The sequence below is a fragment of the Kutzneria chonburiensis genome, from assembly GCF_028622115.1.
GTDB classification, from domain to species: Bacteria; Actinomycetota; Actinomycetes; order Mycobacteriales; family Pseudonocardiaceae; genus Kutzneria; species Kutzneria chonburiensis.
In genome coordinates, this window is record NZ_CP097263.1 from 5,780,219 (window position 1) to 5,803,182 (window position 22,964).

General features: G+C 70.2%; 22 protein-coding genes and 1 pseudogene. 9 read left to right on the forward strand and 14 right to left on the reverse strand.

Annotation, left to right across the window (positions count from 1 at the left end):
* Positions 1-3 precede the first annotated feature (3 nt).
* Positions 4-1,377: a mycothione reductase gene (locus M3Q35_RS26065; protein ID WP_273935151.1), complete on the forward strand. Its 1,374-nt coding sequence runs from the start codon at positions 4-6 to the stop codon at positions 1,375-1,377.
* 62 nt (positions 1,378-1,439) lie between these two features.
* On the opposite strand, the gene M3Q35_RS26070 is transcribed toward M3Q35_RS26065, so the two are convergent.
* Positions 1,440-2,714 (reverse strand): MFS transporter, encoded by a 1,275-nt coding sequence (locus tag M3Q35_RS26070; RefSeq protein ID WP_273935152.1) that lies wholly within the window; start codon positions 2,712-2,714, stop codon positions 1,440-1,442.
* A 48-nt stretch (positions 2,715-2,762) separates the two neighbouring features.
* Between M3Q35_RS26070 and M3Q35_RS26075 the strand changes: the two genes are divergently transcribed.
* Positions 2,763-3,446 (forward strand): FadR/GntR family transcriptional regulator, encoded by a 684-nt coding sequence (locus M3Q35_RS26075; protein WP_273935153.1) that lies wholly within the window; start codon positions 2,763-2,765, stop codon positions 3,444-3,446.
* A 71-nt stretch (positions 3,447-3,517) separates the two neighbouring features.
* Positions 3,518-3,931: a chorismate mutase family protein gene (locus M3Q35_RS26080; RefSeq protein WP_273935154.1), complete on the forward strand. Its 414-nt coding sequence runs from the start codon at positions 3,518-3,520 to the stop codon at positions 3,929-3,931.
* A 61-nt stretch (positions 3,932-3,992) separates the two neighbouring features.
* On the opposite strand, the gene M3Q35_RS26085 is transcribed toward M3Q35_RS26080, so the two are convergent.
* Positions 3,993-5,522: a cobyric acid synthase gene (locus tag M3Q35_RS26085; protein WP_273935156.1), complete on the reverse strand. Its 1,530-nt coding sequence runs from the start codon at positions 5,520-5,522 to the stop codon at positions 3,993-3,995.
* Between the two features lie 41 nt (positions 5,523-5,563).
* On the opposite strand from M3Q35_RS26085, the gene M3Q35_RS26090 reads away from it, so the two are divergent.
* A complete protein-coding gene (locus M3Q35_RS26090; protein WP_273935157.1) occupies positions 5,564-6,250 on the forward strand; it encodes an alpha/beta fold hydrolase in 687 nt (228 codons plus the stop codon).
* A gap of 58 nt (positions 6,251-6,308) precedes the next feature.
* On the opposite strand, the gene M3Q35_RS26095 is transcribed toward M3Q35_RS26090, so the two are convergent.
* The 3 genes from M3Q35_RS26095 to map form a co-directional block, all read right to left on the reverse strand.
* Positions 6,309-6,845, reverse strand: a complete 537-nt coding sequence (locus M3Q35_RS26095; RefSeq protein WP_273935158.1) for a hypothetical protein — start codon at positions 6,843-6,845, stop codon at positions 6,309-6,311.
* A 12-nt stretch (positions 6,846-6,857) separates the two neighbouring features.
* Entirely contained in the window at positions 6,858-7,673 is an 816-nt protein-coding gene (locus tag M3Q35_RS26100) for an alpha/beta fold hydrolase (protein WP_273935160.1), read from the reverse strand.
* A 256-nt stretch (positions 7,674-7,929) separates the two neighbouring features.
* A complete protein-coding gene (gene map, locus M3Q35_RS26105; RefSeq protein WP_273935161.1) occupies positions 7,930-8,787 on the reverse strand; it encodes a type I methionyl aminopeptidase in 858 nt (285 codons plus the stop codon).
* Between the two features lie 113 nt (positions 8,788-8,900).
* Here map and M3Q35_RS26110 point away from each other — a divergent pair, with 113 nt between their 5' ends.
* Positions 8,901-11,714 (forward strand): hypothetical protein, encoded by a 2,814-nt coding sequence (locus M3Q35_RS26110; RefSeq protein WP_273935162.1) that lies wholly within the window; start codon positions 8,901-8,903, stop codon positions 11,712-11,714.
* 1 nt (position 11,715) lies between these two features.
* Here the strand turns inward: M3Q35_RS26110 and M3Q35_RS26115 are convergent, their stop codons facing one another.
* The 5 genes from M3Q35_RS26115 to dxr form a co-directional block, all read right to left on the reverse strand.
* Positions 11,716-13,518 carry a penicillin-binding transpeptidase domain-containing protein gene (locus M3Q35_RS26115; protein WP_273935163.1) on the reverse strand — a complete coding sequence of 601 codons (1,803 nt, stop codon included), beginning with the start codon at positions 13,516-13,518 and terminating at the stop codon, positions 11,716-11,718.
* Positions 13,519-13,574: 56 nt separating this feature from the next.
* Positions 13,575-14,429 (reverse strand): GNAT family N-acetyltransferase, encoded by an 855-nt coding sequence (locus tag M3Q35_RS26120; protein ID WP_273935164.1) that lies wholly within the window; start codon positions 14,427-14,429, stop codon positions 13,575-13,577.
* Positions 14,430-14,549: 120 nt separating this feature from the next.
* Positions 14,550-15,698, reverse strand: a complete 1,149-nt coding sequence (gene ispG / locus M3Q35_RS26125; protein ID WP_273935165.1) for a flavodoxin-dependent (E)-4-hydroxy-3-methylbut-2-enyl-diphosphate synthase — start codon at positions 15,696-15,698, stop codon at positions 14,550-14,552.
* Positions 15,699-15,828: 130 nt separating this feature from the next.
* Entirely contained in the window at positions 15,829-17,049 is a 1,221-nt protein-coding gene (locus tag M3Q35_RS26130) for a M50 family metallopeptidase (protein ID WP_273935166.1), read from the reverse strand.
* Positions 17,050-17,055: 6 nt separating this feature from the next.
* A complete protein-coding gene (gene dxr / locus M3Q35_RS26135) occupies positions 17,056-18,279 on the reverse strand; it encodes a 1-deoxy-D-xylulose-5-phosphate reductoisomerase (RefSeq protein WP_273935167.1) in 1,224 nt (407 codons plus the stop codon).
* Between the two features lie 157 nt (positions 18,280-18,436).
* Between dxr and M3Q35_RS26140 the strand changes: the two genes are divergently transcribed.
* Together M3Q35_RS26140 and M3Q35_RS26145 are read left to right on the forward strand one after the other, a co-directional pair.
* A complete protein-coding gene (locus tag M3Q35_RS26140; RefSeq protein ID WP_273935168.1) occupies positions 18,437-18,703 on the forward strand; it encodes a GlsB/YeaQ/YmgE family stress response membrane protein in 267 nt (88 codons plus the stop codon).
* 103 nt (positions 18,704-18,806) lie between these two features.
* Positions 18,807-19,064 carry a DUF2631 domain-containing protein gene (locus M3Q35_RS26145; protein ID WP_273935169.1) on the forward strand — a complete coding sequence of 86 codons (258 nt, stop codon included), beginning with the start codon at positions 18,807-18,809 and terminating at the stop codon, positions 19,062-19,064.
* Here M3Q35_RS26145 and M3Q35_RS26150 read toward each other — a convergent pair.
* Both M3Q35_RS26150 and M3Q35_RS26155 read right to left on the reverse strand, forming a co-directional pair.
* A complete protein-coding gene (locus M3Q35_RS26150) occupies positions 18,983-19,555 on the reverse strand; it encodes a type II toxin-antitoxin system VapC family toxin (RefSeq protein WP_273935170.1) in 573 nt (190 codons plus the stop codon). The genes M3Q35_RS26145 and M3Q35_RS26150 overlap by 82 nt on opposite strands.
* Positions 19,552-19,836, reverse strand: a complete 285-nt coding sequence (locus M3Q35_RS26155) for a FitA-like ribbon-helix-helix domain-containing protein (protein ID WP_420704778.1) — start codon at positions 19,834-19,836, stop codon at positions 19,552-19,554. The genes M3Q35_RS26150 and M3Q35_RS26155 overlap by 4 nt, the downstream gene beginning before the upstream one ends.
* Positions 19,837-19,989: 153 nt before the next feature.
* On the opposite strand from M3Q35_RS26155, the pseudogene M3Q35_RS26160 reads away from it, so the two are divergent.
* Positions 19,990-20,112, forward strand: a pseudogene (locus M3Q35_RS26160) (DUF2631 domain-containing protein); the annotation flags it as partial.
* Between the two features lie 185 nt (positions 20,113-20,297).
* On the opposite strand, the gene rlmN reads toward M3Q35_RS26160, so the two are convergent.
* Positions 20,298-21,404 (reverse strand): dual-specificity RNA methyltransferase RlmN, encoded by a 1,107-nt coding sequence (gene rlmN / locus M3Q35_RS26165; protein WP_273935172.1) that lies wholly within the window; start codon positions 21,402-21,404, stop codon positions 20,298-20,300.
* 126 nt (positions 21,405-21,530) lie between these two features.
* Between rlmN and M3Q35_RS26170 the strand changes: the two genes are divergently transcribed.
* The gene (locus tag M3Q35_RS26170; protein WP_273935174.1) at positions 21,531-22,184 is read left to right on the forward strand and encodes a PadR family transcriptional regulator; all 654 of its coding nucleotides are present in this window, start codon (positions 21,531-21,533) and stop codon (positions 22,182-22,184) included.
* Here M3Q35_RS26170 and M3Q35_RS26175 read toward each other — a convergent pair whose 3' ends face one another.
* Entirely contained in the window at positions 22,185-22,913 is a 729-nt protein-coding gene (locus tag M3Q35_RS26175) for a class I SAM-dependent methyltransferase (RefSeq protein ID WP_273944469.1), read from the reverse strand. It abuts the gene before it with no gap.
* Positions 22,914-22,964: the final 51 nt, after the last annotated feature.

Here is a 22,964-nt window from a genome sequence, read left to right on the forward strand (position 1 = left end):
TATGTGCGGCACTTCGACTTGGTGGTAATCGGCACCGGCTCCGGCAACTCGATCGTCGACGAGCGCTTCGCCGACTGGGACGTGGCGATCGTCGAGAAGGGCGTGTTCGGTGGCACGTGCCTGAACGTGGGGTGCATCCCCACCAAGATGTTCGTGCACACCGCGGACGTGGCGGCCACCCCGGCCGGCGCGGCCCGGCTCGGTGTGGACGAGGAGCTGCACGGGGTGCGCTGGCCCGAGATCCGGGACCGGGTCTTCGGCCGGATCGACCCGATCGCGGCCGGTGGCCGCCGGTGGCGGATGGAGGGCAACGCCAACGTCACCGTGTACGAGGGCCAGGCCCACTTCATCGGCCCCAAGACCCTGGACACAGGGACGGGCGAGATCATCACCGCCGACCGGTTCGTGATCGCCGCCGGTTCGCGGCCGGTCGTGCCGGACGTGGCCGGCATCGAGGAGGTCGGCTTCCTCACCAACGAGGACGTGATGCGCCTCGACGAGCTGCCCGCGCGGATGATCGTGCTGGGCAGCGGTTTCGTGGCCACCGAGTTCGCGCACGTCTTCGCCTCCTTCGGCGTCGAGGTGACGCTGGTCGCCCGTTCCGGCGTGCTGCTGCGGCACGAGGACGAGGAGATCGCCGCCCGGTTCACCGAGCTGGCGTCGAAGAAGTGGGACGTTCGGCTCAACGCCAAGGCCGTGCGGGTCGAACGCGTCGACGGCACGATCCGCCTGCACCTTGAGACGCCGCGCGGCGCCGAGGTCGTCGAGGGCGACGTGCTGTTGGCCGCCGTCGGCCGGATCCCCAACGCCGACCTGCTCGACGTCGAAGCCACCGGCGTCGCCCTGCACTCCGACGGCCGCATCGTGGTCGATGAGAAGCAGCGGACCGCCGTCGACGGCATCTGGGCGCTGGGCGACGTGAGCTCCGAGCACCAGCTCAAGCACGTGGCCAACCACGAGGCCCGGATCGTGCAGCACAACCTGCTGCACGCCGACGCGCCCATCGACGCCGACCACCGCTTCGTACCGCACGGCGTGTTCTCCTCGCCGCAGATCGGGGCCGTCGGCCTGACCGAGCAGGAGGCCCGCGAGCGCGGCATCCGCTACGTGACGGCCAGTCAGGACTACGCCGACATCGCCTACGGCTGGGCGATGGAGGACACCACCGGCTTCGCCAAGCTGATCGCCGACCCGGCCACCGGCCAGCTGCTCGGCGCGCACATCATCGGCCCGCAGGCGCCGACCCTGATCCAGCTGGTCATCCAGGCGATGAGCTTCGGCATCAGCGCCCGCGCCCTGGCCCGCGGCCAGTACTGGATCCACCCCGCCATGCCCGAGCTCCTGGAAAACGCCCTCCTCAAGCTCCCGCTGGACTGATTTTCACGCTTGGAAGGGGGCCTTCCTCCACTCGGAGTGGAGGAAGGCCCCCTTCCAAGCGTTCAGATGTAGCGGGGGCGGCCGATGAGCCAGCCTAGGATGGCCTGGGCGGCGAGGATGCCTAGGACCAGGATCAGTGGCACGGTCCAGGATCCGAGCAGTCCGCGCACGAGGCCGGCGGCGAAGGGACCGCCGGCGGCGATCAGGTAGCCGAAGCCCTGGGACATGCCGGACAGCTGCGTGGTCTCGGCCGACGTCCGGGTGCGCAGCCCCATCATCAACAGCACCACGGGAAAGATCGTCATCCCGGCGCCGAGCAGCAGCGCCCACAGCAGCGGCACGGCGGCCGGCGCGAACATCAGGCCGAGCACGCCGATCACCGGCGCGACGGTCAGCCCGACCATCACCGCCGACTGGGCCTTCAGCTTGGCCGCCAGGTGCGGGATGACCAGGTTCAGCGGCACGGCGACGACCATGGTGATGCCCAGCAGCACACCGGCCGCGTCCCGACCGATGCCGGCGTCGCGCAGGATTTCCGGCAGCCAGCCCATGATCACGTACGCGAAGACCGACTGTACCGAGAACAGCAGGGTGAACACCCAGGCCATGGGCACCCGCACCAGGTTCCGGTCGCCGTGCGCGGACCGGTCGACGGCCACGGCCTCGGCGTCGCGGCGAGCGCCGATCAGCCACAGCGCCAGGGCCAGCGCGGCCGGGATGGCCCAGGCGGCCAGCGCCGGCCGCCAACCGCCGGTGGCGGTCTCCAGCGGCGGCGTCACCGCGGCGGCAATGGCGCTGCCGCCGGCCATCGCCGCGCTGTAGACGCCGGTGATGAGTCCGATTCGGTTCGGGAACGACTCCTTGACCACGACCGGCACGAGCACGTTGCACACGGCGATGCCGGCACACGCCACGAAAGTTCCACTCAGCAACAGCGAGGAACCGGCCAACACCCGCACGACGAGACCGATCGCCAGCACGGCCAGCGCGGCGGCGATCGCCGGTCCGCCGCCGATCCGGCGGGCCAGCCAGGGCGACACCAGGGCCGCCAGGCCGAAGCAGATGGACGGGGCGGCGGTCACCGCGCTCGCCCAAGCGGAGGTTGCCGTCAGCCCCCGCTGGACGTCGCCGAGCACCGAGGACAGACTGGTCACGGAAATGCGGAGGTTGGCCGCCGCCAGCGTGACCGCAACCGCCAGCAGGGTGGTTCCGGCCAGCACGGCGTGTCGCGAGTCCGGTTTCGTTGCCGGCTCAAGTAAATGCGCTGTCTGGTTGCGCCGGGTGGCACTCTGTTCGGTCGACGGAGTGCGGTCCGGCACATGCTGCTGGGTCGCCACTGTCACACTATGCCAAACGTAGGATGTCCGGACGAGAGGATGACCCCCGTGCCGTTGGCCACTACTCGCCGCACCGGCCTGGTGGACCAGGTGATCGAGCAGATGCGAAAGGCGATCTCGTCCGGGGAGTGGCCCGTCGGCCAACGCATACCGGCCGAGCCCGAACTCGTCAGCGCGCTGGGCGTCGGTCGCAACACGGTCCGGGAGGCCGTCCGGGCGCTGGCCCATGCCGGCCTGCTGGAGGTCCGCCAGGGCGACGGCACCTTCGTGCGCGCCACCAGCGAGCTGTCCGGCGCGGTCCGCCGGCTGGTCGGCGACGAGCTGCGCGAGGTGCTCGAGGTCCGCCGCACGCTGGAGGTGGAGGGCGCGCGGCTGGCCGCCAAGCACCGCACGCCGGAGGACATCCTCCAGCTCGAGGCCGTGCTGGCCGAGCGCAACCAGGCCGCGAACGAGCAGGCGTGGGAGGCCATGATCGAGCGGGACACCGCCTTCCACCTGCTGATCGTGCAGTCGTCGCACAACGCGCTGCTGACCGAGCTGCACCGCGGCCTGACCGAGGTCGTACGGGCCAGTGTGGCCGCGACGGTCAACATCTCGCCCCGCGAGGCCGGCCAGATCTCGCACGACGGCATCCTGGACGCGGTACGCGCGGGCGACCCGGAGCGGGCCGCCCGTGAGGCCGGCAGCTTCCTGGACGAGCTGCTCGAGCGGCACACCGCCGAACGGGCCTGACGAGCGAGGTCCTACGATCAGGGCAGCAAGGGCAATGATCGTGCCGAAGACCTGATCGTGTGAGGTTCTCGATGGACGTGCGCAGTTCCAACCTGTCCCGGCGGGCCGCACTGACCGGCCTGGGTGGGGTGGCCCTGCTTGCCGCGGCGGCCTGCTCCCCGAGCAAGGAGGCCGCGTCCACGCTGCCCGCCAACCAGGTGCCGCCGGCGCCGGCGAACGACGCGTCGGCGTCGATCGCCGAGCAGCAGAAGGTCATCGACGGCCTCGACAAGCAGATCATCGAGCTGCTCAAGCAGCGCGAGGACGCGGCGACGGCCCTGCAGAAGCTCCAGGGCGGCGCCAGCGGCGGCCGTGACCAGGCGGTCGTCTCGGCCTACGCGGCCGGCGCCGGCGCCAACGGCGCGGCCATCGGCCGGGCCGTCGTCGGCGCGGACAGCACCGCCGCGGGCAACAGCAGCCCGACGGCCACCTCGACCTCGCACTGAGCTCGGCTCGAAGCCCCCGGCGACCGCTCGCCGGGGGCTTCGGCATGTCAGTCGAGCGGCGTCAGTCCAATGGAGGGGCGCCCGGCGGCAGGAACGGCAGGCCGGCCGGCGCGCCGTGCTCGATCAGGGCCAGCAGCGCCTCGGTGTCCAGGTGCTGCTCGACCAGGTCGCCGAGCAGGTCCAGCTGGGCCTCGCGGGCCGCCGCGAACGAGTGCCCGTCGGCGGCCGTGAAACCGTCCCTGCCGGCCGTGTCCGCCGCCCAGCGCAGGAACTCCCGGCGGAAGCCGTCGTTCTCCAGCAGGCCGTGCCAGTGCGTGCCCATCACCGGGCCGTCAACCACGCCCTCGATGTCGCCATCCGACTGTTCGATCAGACCGGCCGCCGCCCCGCGCCGCAGCACCTGGCCGTGGTGAATCTCATAGCCGCTGACCGTGTGCCCCAACGCCTTGCCGACCGGCCGGGTCAGCGTCTTGTCCGCGGCGAACCGGATCTCGGTGTCCAGCAGTCCGAGACCCGGCACCTCGCCCGCGCCCGACTCGACGTCGTCGACAATGGTCTGAGCCAGCATCTGAAAGCCGCCGCAGATACCCAGCAGCGGCAGCCCCCGCCGCACATGCAATCGAACAGCATCCGCGATTCCCGTGCGCCGCAGCCAGTCCAGATCGGACACCGTGGCCTTGGACCCCGGCAGCACGACGAGATCCGCATCGGTGAGCCGCGATGGTTCGGTGACAAAACGAACGGCCACACCGGGTTCGCCGGCCAGCGCCTCCACATCGGTCGCGTTGGAGATGCGAGGCAGCCGCACAACCGCCACCCGCAGCCACTGTTCGCCCACCGGCGGGGCCGGACGGCCGATCACGCCATCGGCCACATAGGACAGCGAATCCTCCGCGTCGAGCCAGAGATCCTGCCGCCACGGCAACACGCCGTACACCGAACGGCCCGTGACCCGTTGCAGTTGGCGCAATCCCGGCTCGAGCAGGGCCGGGTCGCCGCGGAACTTGTTGACCACAAATCCGGCCAGCAGCGCCTGATCCGCCGGTTCCAGCAAGGCCAGCGTGCCGTACAGATGGGCGAAAACACCGCCGCGATCGATGTCCCCGACGACGATGACGGGCAGGTTCGCGGCCCGCGCGAGGCCCATGTTGGCGATGTCGGTGGCCCGCAGATTGACCTCAGTGGGTGAACCTGCGCCTTCACAGATGACGGTGTCGAATTCCGAACGGAGGTCCGCAAGGGCCGTTTGGGCGATCACGGACAGCTCACGCTTACGGTCCCGATAGGACAGCGCGCTGACCTCGCCGACCGCTTGGCCGAGCACCACGACCTGCGAGCTGCGGTCGCCGCCGGGCTTGAGCAGCACCGGGTTGAAGCGGACGCTCGGCTCGAGCCCACAGGCCGCCGCCTGCAACGCCTGGGCCCGGCCGATCTCGCCACCTTCGACCGTCACGGCCGAGTTGTTGGACATGTTCTGCGCCTTGAACGGCGCCACCCGCACGCCACGGCGGGCCAGCCAGCGGCAGATGCCGGCGGCCAGCACGCTCTTGCCGGCATCGGATGTCGTGCCGGCGACGAGCAATGCGCCCACAATGTCCCTCCCCGGGTTCTCGGACTGCCATCATCCTCGTCATGGCCACCGTCGTTCTTGTGCACAGCCCCTATCTCGGCCCGGCGAGCCTGCGGCCGTTGGCCGATGCGCTGGCCGCGGGCGGCGTGGAGTCCTGCCTGGTCGACCTGCGGGTCACCGTCAGCGCCGCGCCCGTGCACCAGCGGCTGATCGGTGCTTTCGCCGACGCCATGGATGAGGTGGAGCTCACGTCTCCGGCCGTTCTGGTCGGTCACAGCGGCGCCGGTCCGCTGCTGCCGGCCTTCGCCGCCGAGCTGGACGAGTTGGTCGCCGGGCTGGTCTACATGGACGCCGAGCTACCCACTCCCGGCCGCAGTTTCCGCGAGCTGGAGCCCGCGTTGTTCGCCTCGCTGCGTGCGTCCGCCCGCGAGGGCCAGCTGCCGCGGTGGTCGGACTGGTTCACGCCCAATCCGTTGGTGGAGTTGGTTTCCGACGAAGCCCTCAGGGCCGAGATGGCCGACGAGGAGCCCGAGGTCGCCGTCGAGTTCCTCAAGGAGCACCGGCCGTCCGCGGTGTGGGACGGGCCCAGCGGCTACCTGATGCTGACCGAGGTCTACGCCGCCCACGCCGCCGCGGCGCGGGACCTGGGCTGGCCGGTGCGGGAGTTGGCCTCCAACCACCTCGCACCGGCCACCGACCCCACCCCCGTCGCCACCGCCCTCACCGAGTTGATCGTGTTGCTGGGGTAGACACATGCGCTTCCCATGTGGCGTCCGGTGCCACATGGGAAGCGCATGTGGCGTTTTTCTAAGCCAGCGCCGCTCGCTCAACGCTCTTGGCGTAGTTGGGCGTCTCCAGGGCGTTGTGCGCGGCTACCACGGCGGTCCGCTCGGCCGACGCCTCCTCGAACGTGACACCGGCGGCCTCCAATGCCTTGAGCAGCGACCGGGTCGGCCGGGCGACGACGCGGTTGGTGAAGGTGGCCCGGTCGGGGCCGAGCGCGGTGACGCTGATGTCCCACACCACCTCCACGGTCTGCCAGCCGCCGGGCGACTGGGTCTCGGAGATCGACACGAGCCGGGTGTGGTGCGGCTCAAGGATTTCCGCCACGTAGTGCTGGACGATCAGCTGCCCGCCGAGCTCCTCGACGTTGATGCTCACGCGCCGGCCGTCGGCGTTGGTGCTCCAGCCGGCGGCGTGGTGGTCGGGCACCGCGCACCGGCGGTACTCCTCGTCGCTGAGCCCGGTCAGCCACGCGCCCAGGTCGATCCGGTCCAGCGGCGCGTCGATCACGGCCGTGGCAGCGGAGTCGAGCAGAATCCGATCGACAACCTCGTCAGACATCGTTGTGCCCCTTCAGTTCTTCTGCCACCACTGGGTGAGGAAGCGCGCGTAGTCGTCGGCCCCCTCCTCCCAGATGAAGTGGCCCTTGTCGACGACGTCCAGCCGGCTGCCGGGAATCCGCTCGCGCAGGTACTCGGCGTTGGCCAGCGGCACGACCGGGTCGAACCGGCCGTTGATGATCTGCACCGGCGTGGTGATGCCGCCCAGCTTCTCCCCCAGCACCGGCAGCTGCCGCCGATAGGCCTGCACGTAAGGGATCTGATCGGCGAAGCGCTCGCCGACATACGCCGCCTCGTAGTCCGCACGAACCTCGGCCGGCAGTTGGTAGCCCTGGATGGCGTCCATGGCGACGTTGAGGATGTCCCGCTGCCCCAAGGCCCGGTACGGCGTCAGGTCCTCGTCGTGCACCCACGAATGCAGCGGTTCGCCGAGCTGGAGCGGAACTGCCGCCCCGCCGGTGCCGACGCTGGCGCTGCGGAAGCGGTCGGGGTGCTCGGCCACGGCGAACAGCACCGCGCTGGTGCCGATGTCCGGCCCGACGACGTGCGGCTCGGCCAACCCGAACTCGTCGGCGATGCGCACGATGAACTCGCCCATTGCCTGTGGCGACAACAGATCCGCGCGCAACTCCGAGTGCCCGAAGCCGGGTAGGTCCACCGCTGTCAGGTGGGCATGCTCGGCCAGCCTCGACCAGGTGGCGTCGTAGGCGTACAGGGTCTCCGGCCACGGCGCGAGCAGCAGCGCCTCGACCTCGCGCGGCTCGGTGCTCTGCGCGTAGCGCACGGACAACCCGTCGATGGTGCGGAACCGCGTGTTGATCTCGCTCATGCCCGTTGTCCTCTCGGCTTGAAAATGACCGGTCGTCTTATAATGACCGTTCGTCTTAGCCTGGGTCAAGAGTCGTGTCCCACGGCACAGGGGATCTACCTGAGTGGCTCACTTGGCCCCTGAAGCCAAACGAGCCACTCACATGGGAAACGCGACGGCACGTGAGTGGCTCACTTGGCGCAGGAAGCCAAATGAGCCACTCAGGTGGGGAAGGAGGGCGGTGGGAAGGAGGGCGGCGGGGAGAAGGGCGGCGGCGTCAGGGCAGCGTCAGGATCTCCGCGCCGCTGTCGGTCACCACGATGGTGTGCTCGAACTGGGCGGTCCACTTGCGGTCCTTGGTGGTGACCGTCCAGTTGTCCGGCCAGATGTCGTACTCGATGGTGCCGAGGTTGATCATCGGCTCGATGGTGAAGGTCATGCCCGGCTCCAGCACCGTGTCGACGCTGGGCTCGTCGTAGTGCAGCACGACCAGGCCGCTGTGGAAGGACCGGCCGATGCCGTGGCCGGTGAAGTCGCGCACCACGCCGTAGCCGAAGCGGTTGGCGTAGGCCTCGATGACCCGGCCGACCACGTTGAGCTGCCGACCCGGCCGCACCGCCTTGATGGCCCGCATGGTGGCCTCGTGGGTGCGCTCGACCAGCAGCCGGGCCTCCTCGCTGACCTCGCCGGCCAGGAAGGTGGCATTGGTGTCGCCGTGCACGCCGCCGATGAACGCCGTCACGTCGATGTTGACGATGTCGCCGTCCTCGATCACCGTCGAGTCCGGGATGCCGTGGCAGATGACCTCGTTCAGCGAGGTGCAGCACGACTTGGGGAAGTTCCGGTAGCCCAGCGTCGACGGGTACGCGCCGTGGTCGCACAGGAACTCGTGCACGACGGCGTCGATGTGGTCGGTGGTGACGCCCGGCGCGACCGCCTTGCCACCCTCCTGAAGCGCCTGCGCGGCGATCCGCGAGGCCACCCGCATGGCCTCGATGATCTCCGGCGGCTGCACCCACGGGTCGGTGTTGCGCGCCGGCGCCGGCTTGTCCACGTACTCGGGACGCGGGATGTTGCTGGGGACGGGTCGCCGGGGAGACAACTCACCGGGCTTGAGAGCGGCACGCACGGGCATGCCATCACCCTACGACCACGCCGCCGGACGCAGTGCCGGACCGGGCGTCCACGGGGCGTAACGGGCTGGTCCCGGTGTGCGATGCATCACTCGACCGTGAGGGGGTGCCGGCCGTGGGCGGCCAGCGGAACACGTTCACCGGCACCAACAAGGGCCAGGTCGTGCAGGCCCACAGCATCGACTACGTCAACATCGAGCGGGCCTACGACGGTCCGGTCGAGGTCGGCGACCTCGAGTTCAAGACCGATCTCCCCCGCACGCTCGACATGGGCGATCCCGGGTGCGTGGGCCGCGAGAAGGAGCTGGCCCGGCTGGTCGAGGCGCTCGGACGGGGCAAGAGCGTGGTCCTGCGCGGCCCGGACGGCATCGGCAAGACCACGCTGCTGCGGCATGCGGCGCACCACGAGCAGCTCACGATCCGGGACATCGACGTCGTCATGTGGACATCGCCGGGACTGCCCGACGCCGACAGCATCCTGCGCGCAGCGCTGGACCAGTGCGCCGACTACCCGTCCGGACGGCCCCCTGTCCCCGGGCCCGTGCTCCGGCGCGCGATGACCGGGCTGCGGGCGCTGGTGATCGTCGAGGATCCGCGGTGTACGGCCGCGGAGCTGGCCGAGGTGCGGGGCGCGATGCGGCGCAGCGTCTTCATCGTCACCACGGACCGCGCCGCTCTCAAGGCAGACGTCGACATCCAGCTGTCCGGGCTGCCGGTGCGGGCCAGCCGGCAGGTGCTGCGCTCGCAGTTCAACGGCCGGCTGCCGGCCGCGACCCGGCAACGGGTCGAGCAACTTTGCGAGGGCTACAGCCACCACCCAGGCAAGGTGGTTCGGCTGGGCCGATACCTGGCCACCGCCCAGGCACAGCGCAAGCTCGTCCCGAAGCTCGACACCGACGAGGCCCAGCTGATCGTGCCGCGGCTCGTCGAATGGCTGGACGAGCCCACCCGTACCGCCGTGCTTGCCTTGGCAGCGCTGGACAAAGCCGAGTGGGGCTGGCCACTTCTGGCCGCGGTGGCCGAGATCCCGACCAAAGCCACGGCGAAGTCGTTGCGTAAGAGCAAGTTGGCGGTCGGCAAGCGCCGCCACCGGCTGGCCGCCGGTGTGGTCGAGCACGTCGAGACGGACGTCGTCGCGGTCACCGGGCGGATTACCGACTGGGTGTGGGAAACCGTTGCCGCGGAAGAGATCGCGGCCGAGATCGGGGTGATCGAGCAGGCGCTGGAGCGCACGCTCCGGGAGGACCCCGAAACCGCGCTGTCGCTGGCCTTCGTCGCGGCGACGAAGCTGGCGGCGACCCGGCACTGGGATGCCTGGGGCCGGGTGCTGCCGCTCGGGCTCAAGGCCGCGATCGCCGCGGATTCGCGGCCCGGCCGGCACTACTTCCGCTACTCCCTGGCCGCCCGCAAGAACGCCGACGGCCGGGTCGAGGAGGCCGTCGAGCTGGTCACGGCCCTGATGAGCGACCGGCTGGACACCGTCGACGACAGCACCGCCGAGCGGATCCGGCGGCTGGCCGACCAGGTCGGCTACCGCGGCACCATGCCGGCGGAACAGGCCGCGGGCCTGATCGGGCTGCTCCGCCAGGCCGTGCTGAAGCTGCCGGAACCGGTGCAGCAGTTCGTGATCAGCCATCCGCAGGCGGTACCGGCCAGCGTGCTGGGTCTGGTGTCGCTGCTGGTCGCGGGCCTGTTCACGGCGTCGTCGGCCCATCAGCCGGACACGAAAGCCATCGCCGACCCCGACAACCCGATCATCACCACCACGGCCACGCCGTCGTCGACAACAGGAATCCCCGGCGGGCCAACGACATCGGGGGCGTCGACCGCCGGGTCGACCGGTACGAACGGCGGCACGCCGATCGGCAATCCGACCACCGACGGTCCCGGCCCGACCACCGGCAACGACGGCTCCGGCGGCACGACCTCGCCGCCGCCGACCACGCTCAGCTGGGGCTTCGTCCGGGACGACATGCAGGACGACAACGGCCAGCCCCGCCAGCTCGACGCCAACGCCCCGGGCAACACGGCGAACGCGGACTGGGGCATCTGGAACATGCAGTCGCCACCGGCCGGACATCCGACGGCGACGCACATCGCCGCCGGCTGGGAGCGGATCATGATGCCCCACGCCGGCACGCCCGGCGGCACGGTCATGGTCACCGCCTTCGACGTGAATCCGACCGGTGTGTTCTGCCAGCCGTCGAGCTGGGGACCGAGCGGCGTTGACGAGATCATCGACGTCCGCTGCTTCACGAAGGCCGGCGCTCCAAGCAACGTGAAGGTCTTCGTGTTCTTCGCCGCCGGCGGCGGCGCCAACCCGATCGCCGGCAGCGGCACCCGCTCGTACGTCGTCGATGACCAGCCCGGAGCAGGTTTCTTCAGCCCGGACTGGCAACACGGCCGCAACGCCGGCAACGTCACCCGCACCGGCACCGGCCGCTACACCGCCGAACTTGCCGGCGCCGCAACGGGTGTCGTCGAGCTGACACCGATCGGGGCCGACCCGAAGCACTGTTCGATCCTCGGCCGCAACGGCGCCGCCGTCGACATCGCCTGCTTCAACCAGGGCGGCGCGGTCGACACGGCCTTCGCCGCCAGTGTCGCCAACCAGCAGAACTTCTTGGACGACAAGCGAAAGCCCGTCGGCGACTACATCGTGACGGCCGACCCCAGCCTGCGGTGGGCCAGTGACGGGCAGTCCACCCGCGTCTCGACCGGCCAGTACCACGTGCATTTCGGCAACGGCTATCTGCCGAGCGCCGCGCACGTCACCGCCGAAGGCGACGGCCGCTACTGCATGCTCACGAACCTCAACGACTACAGCTACAAGGACAACACCCTCGTCTGGGTCGCCTGCTACACCACCGGCGGCACGCTGGCCGACACCAGTTTCGACCTGCTCTACACGTCCACCCGCATCTACTGACTCAGTGCACGGCGCGCAGGAAGTTGCCGCCGACCACCACGGCCGGCGAGGAGCTGCCCGCGCCGACCAGCAGCACCGCGAACGCCAGGTCGCCGCGGTAGCCGACGAACCAGCCGTGCGAGTTGGTGCCGTCGCCGAACTCCGCGGTGCCGGTCTTGCCGGCCACGTCGGGGATGTCCTTGATCGCCCGCGCCGTGCCGTCGGTCACCACGGCCCGCATCATCTGCCGCATCGAGTCCAGCACCGGCCCGGGCACCGGCTGCTGGGCCGGCGTGTTGACCTTGGTCTCGGTGCCGCGGATCAGGCTCGGCGTCGGGATGGAGCCCTTCACCACGGTCGAGGCGACCAGCGCCATGCCGAACGGGCTGACCTGGTCCTTGCCCTGGCCGAAGCCGTCCGCGGCACGCTCGACGGTCGAGGTCGGCACCGGCATCGAGCCGGTCACCGTGGTGACGCCCGGCACCGTGAAGTCGGCCCCGATGCCCAGCTGCTTGGCCGTGTCGGCCAGCTGCTGGCTGGTCAGCTGGGTCGCCGCGATCTGCGAGAATGTCGTGTTGCAGGACTGGGCGAACGCGGTGCGCAGCGGCACCGTGCCGAGGTCGAAGTTGTTCTCGTTGGGGATCACCCGGCCGTCGATGGTGATCTTGCCCGGGCACGGCTGCGGTCCGTCCACGGTCACCTTGCCGGCCTCCAGCGCCGAAATGCCCGTGACGATCTTGAACGTGGAGCCGGGCGGGAACTGCCCGGTCAGCGCGATCAGGCCCTGCGCGTCGGCCGGCGCGTTCTGCGCAACGGCCAGGATCTCGCCGGTCGACGGCTGGATCGCCACGATCGCCGCCGGCTGCTGCACTCCGGCGATCGCCGCCTGCGCGGCGGCCTGCGTGCCGGTGCCGATGGTGGTGGTCAGCGAGGTCGCCGCCTGAGGCTCCTTGCCGGCCAGGTCGGCCACCGTGTTGCCGGCGGCGTCCTGGGTCACCACGTGCCAGCCGGCCGCGCCGGCCACCTGGGCGTTCACCGCGGCGCGCAGCGAGGACAGGAACTGCGGGCCGAGCGACTTGTTCTGGGCCAGCAGCTGGTTCTGGGTGGCGAAGGTGACACCGGGCAGCTCGTGGATCTGCGCCCGAACCGTCTGGTAGTCCGAGTCACGCAGGTTGATCACCGAGTACGCCTGGCCGTCCGGCGTCTTGCTGGCCCCCTCGACGATCGACTGCGCGGTGATCGTGTTGTCGAACTTGTTCAACGCCGCGGCCAGCGCCGTGGCCACGGCGTTCAGGTCGGGCGTCTGCTTGCGGTCGACCGCGATGCCGATCACCGGCGTCGGCGCGAGCAGCGGGGCGCCGTCGCGGTCCAGCACCGGGGCCGGATCCGGCTGCTGCACGGTCAGCGCCAGCGACTGCTGGGCCTGAAGCTTCGGGTGCACGTCCTCGGGCTGCCAGTGCACCTTCCAGTCGCCGCTGGACTGGGTCATGGCCAGCGAGCCCTGATACGTCCAGGTCCGGCCCTTGTCCAGGTCCCAGCTGGCGTTGAACGGCACCGTGGCGGTGTCGCCGTTGGGCGGCTGCGAAGCGGCCGCGTTCAGCGTCACCGCCTTCGGCTTGAGCCCCGTCCGCACCTTGTCCATCAGCGCCTTCGACGCGCCTGCGTCGTCGGTGAGCTGCGCGGCAGCGGCGGTGTCGCCCTTGGCGAAATCGGCCAGGAAGGTCTTGGCGATGTCGTCCTGGCTCGGCTTGGACTCGAACAGCCCGCACGCGCCCAGCGGCAGAACCAGCACGAACGCGAAGACCAGCGGCAGCTTTCTCGGCACGGCCGCAGTATGCCAACCGGACCCGACAAATTCGCGTGATATGGCCGTTCGTCGGCTCAGAACAACACCGTGGCGTACCGGCCGACCTCCGAGAAGCCGATCCGGCGATAGGCCGCTCGCGCCGGCGCGTTGAACCCGTTGACGTAGAGGCTGGCCGTGCGGCCCATGCCGCGGACCAGCCGGTCGGCCACCGCCGCCGTGCCGCTCGCGCCCAGGCCCTGGCCCCGCCGGTCCGGCCGCACCCACACGCCCTGGATCTGCCCGACCTTCTCCGACAGCGCGCCGATCTCGGCCTTGTACACGACCTGGCCGGCCTCGAACCGGGCGAACGCGCGACCGGTGCCGATCAGCTCGGCCACCCGGGCCCGGTAGCCCGCGCCGCCGTCGTCAAGGCGGGGATCGACGCCGACCTCCTCGGTGAACATGGCCACCGCGGCCGGCAGGTAGATGTCCAGCTCGTCCGGCCGCACCGGGCGGACCAGCGGGTCCGGCTTGATCGTCGGCGAGCCGCCCATGGCCAGCAGCGGCTGGTGCGGCCGCACCTCGCGGGCCGGGCCCCACACCGGCTCCAGCTCCTGCCACAGCCCCATCACCAGGTCAGCCGGGCCGACCAGGGAGGAACACATGCGGTGCCGGCGCAGCGCACGGTCGGCGAAGTGCCGCAGCGCGGCCCGGTTGCCGGACAGCGGGATCAGGTTCGGGCCGGAGAAGCACAGCCCGTTCAGGCGACCGCTGCGGGCCGGACGGGACTCCAGGCCCCACAGCTCGCCGCCCAGCCGCCACGGGTCGGCACCGGCGATCTCCACGCGCGCGGCGACCATGCAGGACGCGACCGGGTCCTCGGCGAGGACCGCGCGCACCGCCGACACGTCCCGGTCGTCGAGGACCCGGGCCCCGGCAAGCCTCAACACGCTTCCCAGCCTGCCAGATAACGCAGGCAACCTGCGCGCATGAGCACCCACTTAGCGGATCTTAGGCACCAGATGCGACGAGCCGGGCGGCACCGCCCGGCTCGTCCGTCGATCGGGCGTTCAGGACGCCGTGACCACGGGCGATGCGCCGTCAACCGGCTCCATGTCCTCGGCGATGCGCATGGCCTCCTCGATCAGCGTCTCCACGATCTGCGCCTCCGGCACGGTCTTCACGACCTGGCCCTTGACGAAGATCTGGCCCTTGCCGTTGCCCGAGGCCACGCCCAGATCGGCCTCACGGGCCTCGCCCGGGCCGTTCACCACGCAACCCATGACCGCGACGCGCAGCGGCACCTCCATGCCCTCAAGGCCGGCGGTGACCTCCTCGGCCAGCTTGTACACGTCGACCTGGGCCCGGCCGCACGACGGGCAGGACACGATCTCCAGCTTGCGCGGGCGCAGGTTCAGCGACTGGAGGATCTGCGTGCCGACCTTGATCTCCTCGACCGGCGGGGCCGACAGCGAGACCCGGATCGTGTCGCCGATACCCTGGCGCAGCAGCGCGCCGAAGGCCACCGCCGACTTGATCGTGCCCTGGAAGGCCGGGCCGGCCTCGGTCACGCCGAGGTGCAGCGGGTAGTCGCAGGACTCGGCCAGCAGCTCGTAGGCCCGAACCATGACCACCGGGTCGTTGTGCTTGACCGAGATCTTGATGTCGTGGAAGTCGTGCTCGGCGAACAGGCCTGCCTCCCACAGCGCCGACTCGACCAGCGCCTCCGGCGTGGCCTTGCCGTGCTTCTGGAGCAGCCGCGGGTCGAGCGAGCCGGCGTTGACGCCGATCCGGATCGGCGTGCCGTGGTCCTTGGCCGCCTGCGCGATCTCCTTGACCTTGTCGTCGAACTTCTTGATGTTGCCCGGATTCACCCGCACCGCGGCACAGCCGGCCTCGATGGCGGCGAACACGTACTTGGGCTGGAAGTGGATGTCGGCGATCACCGGGATGGAGGACTTGCGCGCGATGGCCGGCAGCGCGTCCGCGTCGTCCTGCGACGGGCAGGCCACGCGCACGATGTCGCAGCCGGCGGCGGTCAGCTCCGCGATCTGCTGCAGCGTGGAGTTCACGTCGGCGGTCAGGGTGGTGGTCATGGACTGGACCGAGACGGGGTAGTCACTGCCGACGCCGACCGTGCCGACGTGCAGTTGCCGGGTCCGCCGCCGCTCGCTCAGTACGGGAGGAGGCGTCGCAGGCATACCAAGGCTGACAACCATGCTGATCCATTCAGATCGTGGGGGCCTTCTACCCCACCAACTTACCGTCTGAACGGACCAGGAGCCGCACCACGGCTACGTGATGCGACGAACCATTACGCAGTGTCAACCCTTGGTCGACCGAGCGCGGTCACCCCAGCTTGACGGGATTCACGATGTCGGCCGTGATGGCCAACAGGGTGTAAGCGCCACCCAAGAGCACCAGCAAGTAGGTCAGTGGCAGCAACTTCACGTAGTCGACCGGCAGACCGGCCGGTTTGCCGCGGAGCTTGCGCACCCAGTCCCGCACCCGCTCGTACAGGTTGACGGCGATGTGGCCGCCGTCCAGCGGCAGCAGCGGCAGCAGGTTGAACACGCCGACGAAGAAGTTCAGGTTGGCCAGCAGGGCCACGAAGAACCACCACAGGCCGCGGTCGGCCGCCTGGCCGCCGATCAGGCTGGCGCCGACCACACTGACCGGGGCGTTCGGGTCGCGCTCGCCGCCGGCCACTGCGTTGAGCAGCGCCGGAATCTTCGTGGGCAGCGCCTTGAGGCCCTCCCAGACGCCGACGAACAGCTGGCCGGTGAACACGCCGGTGGCGCCGATGGCCGCGCCCGGGCCGTAGGTGATCGTGTATGCCTGGCCCATGCCGATCGCGCCGACCTTGCCCACCGGGTCGTTCGGGCCGAGCGGCTTGGTGTAGTCCAGGATGCGGCTCACCGTGGCGATGTTCACCGTCAGCGTCTGCTGCTTGCCGTCCCGCTCGATGACGAACTGCGTCGGGCCGGAGAGCGGCCGGGTGACCTTCACCATCTCGGTGTAGGTGGAGATCGGGTGGCCGCCGACCGAGAGCACCTTGTCGCCCGGCTGGATGCCGGCGTCCTTGGCCGGGGCCGGGTCGGACGCGGTGCAGTCGCTGTACTTGCCGGTGTCCGGGAACTGCTTGGCCTGGGCGCACGGGCTGATGTCGCCGGCGATGGCCAGGTCCTGGTTGTTGGGCAGGCCGAGCGAGATGGCCGCGACGTAGACGATCAGCAGGCCGATGATGAAGTGCGTGATCGAGCCCGCGGACAGCACGATGACGCGCTTCCAGGTCTTCTGCCGGTAGAAGGCGCGGGGCGCGTCCTCGGCCGGCACCTCGTCCAGCGCGGTCATGCCCACGATCTCGCAGAACCCACCGGCCGGGATGATCTTGAAGCCGTATTCGGTCTCGCCGCGCTTGAACGACCAGATCTTCGGTCCGAAGCCGATGAAGTACCTGGTCACCTTCATGCCGAAAGCCTTGGCCGTCAACAGGTGGCCGAACTCGTGCAGGGCCACGGAGATGCCGATGCCCAGCGCGAACAGCACCACACCCAGGACGTACAGCACCGTTTGTCAGTCCCTTCCCGAGCCGACCGGCCGTGCGACCAGTTCACGCGCTCGCGCGCGGGCCCAGTCCTCGGCGGCCAGCACCTCCGCCACATCGCTGGGTTCCCCGCGCCACTGGTCGGCCTCGGTGAGCACCCGCTCAACAGTGTCCACGATGGAGGTGAAGGCAGCGTTGCCCGCGAGGAACGCGGCCACCGCGTCCTCGTTGGCCGCGTTGTAGACCGCCGGCAGGCAGCCGCCGGCCGAGCCGGCCGAGCGGGCCAGCTCCACCGCCGGGAAGTTCTCGTTGTCCAGCGGCTCGAACGTCCAGCTGGCCGCCTTGGTCCAGTCGCAGGCGGCGGCCGCGCCGGGCACCCGGGCCGGCCAGCCCAGGGCCAGCGAGATCGGCAGCCGCATGTCCGGCGGGCTGGCCTGGGCCAGCGTCGAGCCGTCCACGAAGGTCACCATCGAGTGAATTACGGACTGTGGGTGGACCACCACGTCGATGCGGTCGTAGGGCACGTCGAACAGCAGGTGGGCCTCGATCAGCTCAAGGCCCTTGTTGACCAGGGTGGCCGAGTTGGTGGTGATCAGCGGGCCCATCGACCAGGTCGGGTGGGCCATCGCCTGCTCGACCGTGACCTCGTTGAGCTCGTCCCGCCGGCGGCCGCGGAACGGTCCGCCCGAGGCCGTCAGCACCAGGCGGGCCACTTCCGCCTCGGTGCCGCCGCGCAGGCACTGGGCCAGGGCGGAGTGCTCCGAGTCGACGGAGACCAGCTGGCCCGGCTTGGCCGCCTTGAGCACCAGCGGGCCGCCCGCGATCAGCGACTCCTTGTTGGCCAGGGCCAGGCGGGCGCCCGTGGCCAGCGCCTTCAGCGAGGGCTGGAGGCCCTGCGAGCCCGGCAGGCCGTTGAGGATGACGTCGGCCGGGGTGGAGTCGATCAGCTCCTCGTTCGCGTCCGGGCCGGCCAGGATGCGCGGCAGCCGGAAGTCGCCCCGGTTGTAGCCGCGGCGCTGGGCCTCGGCGTACAGCGCGAGCTGGAGATCCTCGGTGGCCGTCGCACGGGTGACCGCGACCGCGTCGACCTCGTGGTCGAGGGCCTGGCGGGCCAGCAGCGCCGGGTCGGAGCCGCCGGCGCTGATGCCGGCGAGGCGGAAGCGGTCTCGGTTGGCGGCGATGACGTCAAGGGCCTGGGTGCCGACCGAGCCGGTCGAGCCGAGCACCAGCACCCGCGGGTTCACGGTGTCCATCGCCGCCCATTCTCACCGATTTCGGGGGCGGCCGGACACCACCGTCGGATGATAACGAGTTGGTAAAAGGTGCGTGGTGATCGTCCGTGGGGGTACATAGGTGCAGCGAGACGGACCGGAGACGCCGGACCGTACCGGTACAAGGAGCGTGACCCTGGTGGGCATCATCGCGTGGATCGTGCTCGGCCTGATCGTCGGCATCATCGCCAAGGCGATCATGCCCGGCCGCGACGGCGGCGGCATCATCCTGACCGCCGTGCTCGGCATCGTCGGCGGCTTCCTCGGCGGCATCATCGGCAAGGCGATCTTCGGCGTCGACCTCGGTGGATTCTTCGACCTGCGCACCTGGCTGCTGGCCATCCTCGGCGCCGTCATCGTGCTGGCCGTCTTCCGGCTGGTGACGGGCCGCAGGTCCCGCGCGTAGGCCGCTACCGGACGTGGCGCCCGGGCGGCCACCCACCCGGGCGCCACGTCACCCCCATGTGCGAAGATTTCGGTTGTCAGCACCCCTAGTACCAGGAGCGATCGTGGCGTCCTCGGAGTTGGAGAAGCGACCGGCCGGCGTCGACCCGCAGGACGAGCCGAGCGCCGAGTGGGGCTGGCACGGCACCTTCCCCAAGGCCACCCGCATCGCCGGCTGGCTCACCGCCATCGCCCTGCTGCTCATGCTCATCGGCAACCACCGTGGGCACATCGAGGACATCTACCTCATCGGCGTCGCCGCGCTGATCGTGATCGCCCTCATCTGGGACCGCATCCGCAGCCGCACCGCCTGGCGCCGCTGACTTTCCGCTTCGAGCAGGCCGTGCCCCATGCCGGGGCGCGGCCTATTCTTTGCCCTTTCCCCGGCGCTTTCCCTTGCGCTCCAGGGGTCCAGCACCATCACGCCGGTGTCGTCGAAGTCCTTCGTGTGGCGGGTGGCCAGGCAGGCCGCGTACTGCCGGCAGACCGCCGCGATCTGCGCGTCCGCCATGCTGATCGGCCGGCCCAGCTCTTCCCGGGCGGTCGCGATCCGGGCGTAGTACTGCGCCGCCCCGCCGTCGAAGGGCAGGATCTGGCCGTACAGGTCTTCCGCCAGCAGCTCCGACACCATCGCCGCCAGCGTCGACTTTCGTTGCCCCTCGGGCAGCCGGGCCACGCCGTAGGACAGCTCCGCCGCCGTCACCGCCGTGATGAACACCTCGTCGGCCGGATAGCGGTCCACCCACCGGACCACCCGTTCGTCCGGCGACTGCCGCATCAGCTCCGACACGACGTTGGTGTCGAGCACGATCATTCGGGAAACTCCGCCCCTCGGGCCGATTCCGTCCGGGCCGGCAGCTCCAGCGGCTCCCCCGCCACCCCGTTGAACCGCTGCGCGATCCGCGTGCCCATGCCCACCGTCGACACCGGCCGGGTCAGCACGTCGGCCAGGATCGCCCGCACCTCCGCCTCCATCGACCGCCCGTTCCCGGCCGCCCGAACCCGGAGCTGCGCCTTCAACTCATCATCGAAGTCACGGATAGTTAAAGTCGCCACACTCCACCTCCGCGCAGTCAATGCAGTCAATGCTAGCACGACCGCCTGCCGATGGACGTGAGCAAAGCTCACACGGGCGCAACCCGGCCGATCAGCCCTCCGCCGCCAGCTGGCCGCAGGCGGCGGCGATCTCCTGGCCGCGGGTGTCGCGCACGAAGATTTCGGTTGTCAGCACCCCTAGTACCAGGAGCGATCGTGGCGTCCTCGGAGTTGGAGAAGCGACCGGCCGGCGTCGACCCGCAGGACGAGCCGAGCGCCGAGTGGGGCTGGTACGGCACCTTCCCCAAGGCCACCCGCATGTCGTCCTCGGTGAGCAGACCGCCGTCCACCAGCCCCCGCTGACACATGAGCGATCACCAAAGCAACAAAACTTTCGTCTATCGCCCACTTTCGAGTGACACGAAAGTCGCTCATCCGCGAAAGTTGTCCAGCAACCGCCACTTTCGCGGCACACGGAACAGCGGCCAACTCGAAAGAAGGCGGTGTGGGTACGCCGACCCTCAGCCCTCCGCCGCCAGCTGGCCGCAGGCGGCGGCGATCTCCTGGCCGCGGGTGTCGCGCACGGTGCACTCCACGCCCTGGTCCTTGACGCGGGCCACGAACTCGTCCTGCACGGGCTTCGGGGAGGCGTCCCACTTGGAACCCGGGGTGGGGTTCAACGGGATCAGGTTGACGTGGGCGTACTGCCCGAGGTGCTTGTGCAGCTTCTTGCCGAGCATGTCGGCGCGCCAGCCCTGGTCGTTGACGTCACGGATGAGCGCGTACTCGATGGAGACGCGACGGCCGGTGCGATCGGCGTAGCCACGGGCGGCCTGGAGGACCTCGGAGACCTTCCAACGGGTGTTGACGGGCACGAGGGTGTCGCGAAGCTCGTCATCGGGGGTGTGCAGCGACACGGCGAGACGGACGTGCAGGCCCTCCTCGGTGAGCTTGCGAATGGCGGGCACGAGACCGACGGTGGAGACGGTGACGGAACGCTGCGAGATGCCGAGGCCGTCGGGGGCGGGGTCACAGATGCGATGCACGGCGTCGATGACCCGGCGGTAGTTGGCGAGCGGCTCGCCCATACCCATGAAGACGATGTTGGACAGCCGGCCGGGGCCGCCGGGGAGCTCGCCGTCACGCATGGCGGCCGCCGCGGAGCGGACCTGGTCGACGATCTCGGCGGTGGACAGGTTGCGGGTGAGCCCGCCCTGCCCGGTGGCGCAGAAGGGACAAGCCATCCCGCAGCCGGCCTGGCTGGAGATACACAGGGTGGCCCGCTCGGGATAGCGCATGAGCACGCTCTCCACCAGGGTCCCGTCGTGGGCCCGCCACAAGGTCTTCCGAGTGGTGCCGTCGTCGCAGCTGAGCTTGCGCACCTCGGTGAGCAAGGTGGGCATCAGCGCGGAGACGAGCCGGTCCCGCGCGGCGGCGGGGATGTCGGTCATCTCGTCGGGGTCGACGGTCAGCCGGGAGAAGTAGTGGTTGGCCAACTGCTTGGCGCGGAACGACTTCTCCCCCAGGTCGGCGACGGCCTGGGCACGTTCGGACGCGGACATGTCGGCCAGGTGCCGGGGCGGCATGGCACGACGGGGGGCATCGAAGACAAGGGGGAGCGCAGTCATAACCCATCCATTCTCCCATGTCGGCCGCTGTGACGACCGTCACTCTATCGGACGTTGTATCGCGATACATCAGCGATATATCGTTAGCGACGTCAGAGAGACACCACAACCCGAAGGGAGCGCATCATGCGCAGCCACTCTCACTTCCGACCGGACCGACACGGGCACGGCTTCGGCACGTTCCCGGGCCAGTTCCCGCACCACACCCCGCCCCGCCCGCCGGAGCCGCCGATGGGCCCGATGCCCTTCGCGGCCGGCGGCCCCTGGCCGGGCGCCCTCGGCGCGATGGCCGGCTTCCGCGGCGGTCGCCGCGGCGGACGGCGCCAGCGTCGCGGCAACGTCCGCGCGGCGGTGCTCGCCCTGCTGGCCGAACGCCCGATGCACGGCTACGAGATGATCCAGGAGCTCGGCCAGCGCACGAACGGCGTCTGGCGGCCCAGCCCCGGCTCGGTCTACCCGACCCTCCAGCTGCTGGACGACGAGGGCCTGATCACGGCCGACGCGGCCAGCGGCAAGAAGCTGTTCACGCTGACCGAGACCGGCCGGGCCGAGGCGGCCAAGCTGGGCGAGGCCAAGCCGTGGGCCGACGCGGTCGGCGAGGCCGACGAGGTCCGCGAGCTGCACACCGCCCTGCGCCAGCTGTTCATGGCGGTGGAGCAGATCACCCAGGCCGGCACCGAGGACCAGAAGTCCCGCGCCGTCGATGCGATCAACGAGGCCAAGCGCCGGATCTACGGCCTGCTCGCCGAGGACGTCGACGCCGATGACGACGGTGAGTGATCACGAAGGCAGGATCAGTCCGGTCGGCTTCCGCCGCACATGCAGGCGGTAGCCGACCGGGATCTCCGTCCCGGCCGTCTCGGCGATCGCCCTGGCGGCCACTGCGGCCGAGAACTCGATACGCAGCACGGCTTCCAGGTCCTCGCGCCGCTCGAACCGCCACACCGTCCGGATCCGCCGTGTGCTGAAACCCTGCTCGTCGAAGAACCGTTGCACGGCAACGGGATCGTAGCCACGGACGTCCTCGCACAGCCAACTTCCGTACGGTGGCGCGGCACCGTCGAGATCGACGACCGCCAACGCGCCGCCGGGCCGTAGCACCCGATCGGCCTCGATCAACCCGGGCTCGCAGCCAGGACCGAAGAAATACGCGGTCCGCGCGTGCACCAGATCCGCGCAGCCGTCGGGCAGCGGCAGCCGTTGCGCCCCACCCTCCAGCACTCGAATGTTCTCTACGGAGCGAGTGCGTTCCTTGGCCCGCTCGACGAGCGGCGGATGCGGCTCCACCCCGGTCACGCTCGCGGCGTCACGAGCGAACGCCGGGAGGTGGAATCCGTCGCCACAACCGATGTCGACGACGTCCGATCCCGCCCAGTCGCAGTCGGCACGCAGCGCACGCCAGATCTCGCCGGTGCTGTCCTGGGCACGGTTCTCCACCGCGTACAGCTCGGGCCACTGCCAGATGTTGGGGCTGGGAAGCACGTGCACGGACGTCAGTCTGGCCCTCATCCGGGCCGCGAGTTGCGGCACCCACGTCATTCCCATGCCGACAAGCCAATC

What these genes read in the sequence shown, in the direction of transcription:
- M3Q35_RS26080 (WP_273935154.1), top strand. Translation starts at nt 3,518, where the DNA reads ATGGACGTGCGCAGTTCCAACCTGTCCCGGCGGGCCGCACTGACCGGC.
- M3Q35_RS26090 (WP_273935157.1), top strand. Translation starts at nt 5,564, where the DNA reads ATGGCCACCGTCGTTCTTGTGCACAGCCCCTATCTCGGCCCGGCGAGC.
- M3Q35_RS26095 (WP_273935158.1), bottom strand. Translation starts at nt 6,845, where the DNA reads ATGTCTGACGAGGTTGTCGATCGGATTCTGCTCGACTCCGCTGCCACG.
- M3Q35_RS26100 (WP_273935160.1), bottom strand. Translation starts at nt 7,673, where the DNA reads ATGAGCGAGATCAACACGCGGTTCCGCACCATCGACGGGTTGTCCGTG.
- map (WP_273935161.1), bottom strand. Translation starts at nt 8,787, where the DNA reads ATGCCCGTGCGTGCCGCTCTCAAGCCCGGTGAGTTGTCTCCCCGGCGA.
- ispG (WP_273935165.1), bottom strand. Translation starts at nt 15,698, where the DNA reads ATGGTTGTCAGCCTTGGTATGCCTGCGACGCCTCCTCCCGTACTGAGC.
- dxr (WP_273935167.1), bottom strand. Translation starts at nt 18,279, where the DNA reads ATGGACACCGTGAACCCGCGGGTGCTGGTGCTCGGCTCGACCGGCTCG.
- M3Q35_RS26150 (WP_273935170.1), bottom strand. Translation starts at nt 19,555, where the DNA reads ATGATCGTGCTCGACACCAACGTCGTGTCGGAGCTGATGCGGCAGTCG.
- rlmN (WP_273935172.1), bottom strand. Translation starts at nt 21,404, where the DNA reads ATGACTGCGCTCCCCCTTGTCTTCGATGCCCCCCGTCGTGCCATGCCG.
- M3Q35_RS26170 (WP_273935174.1), top strand. Translation starts at nt 21,531, where the DNA reads ATGCGCAGCCACTCTCACTTCCGACCGGACCGACACGGGCACGGCTTC.
- M3Q35_RS26175 (WP_273944469.1), bottom strand. Translation starts at nt 22,913, where the DNA reads ATGAGGGCCAGACTGACGTCCGTGCACGTGCTTCCCAGCCCCAACATC.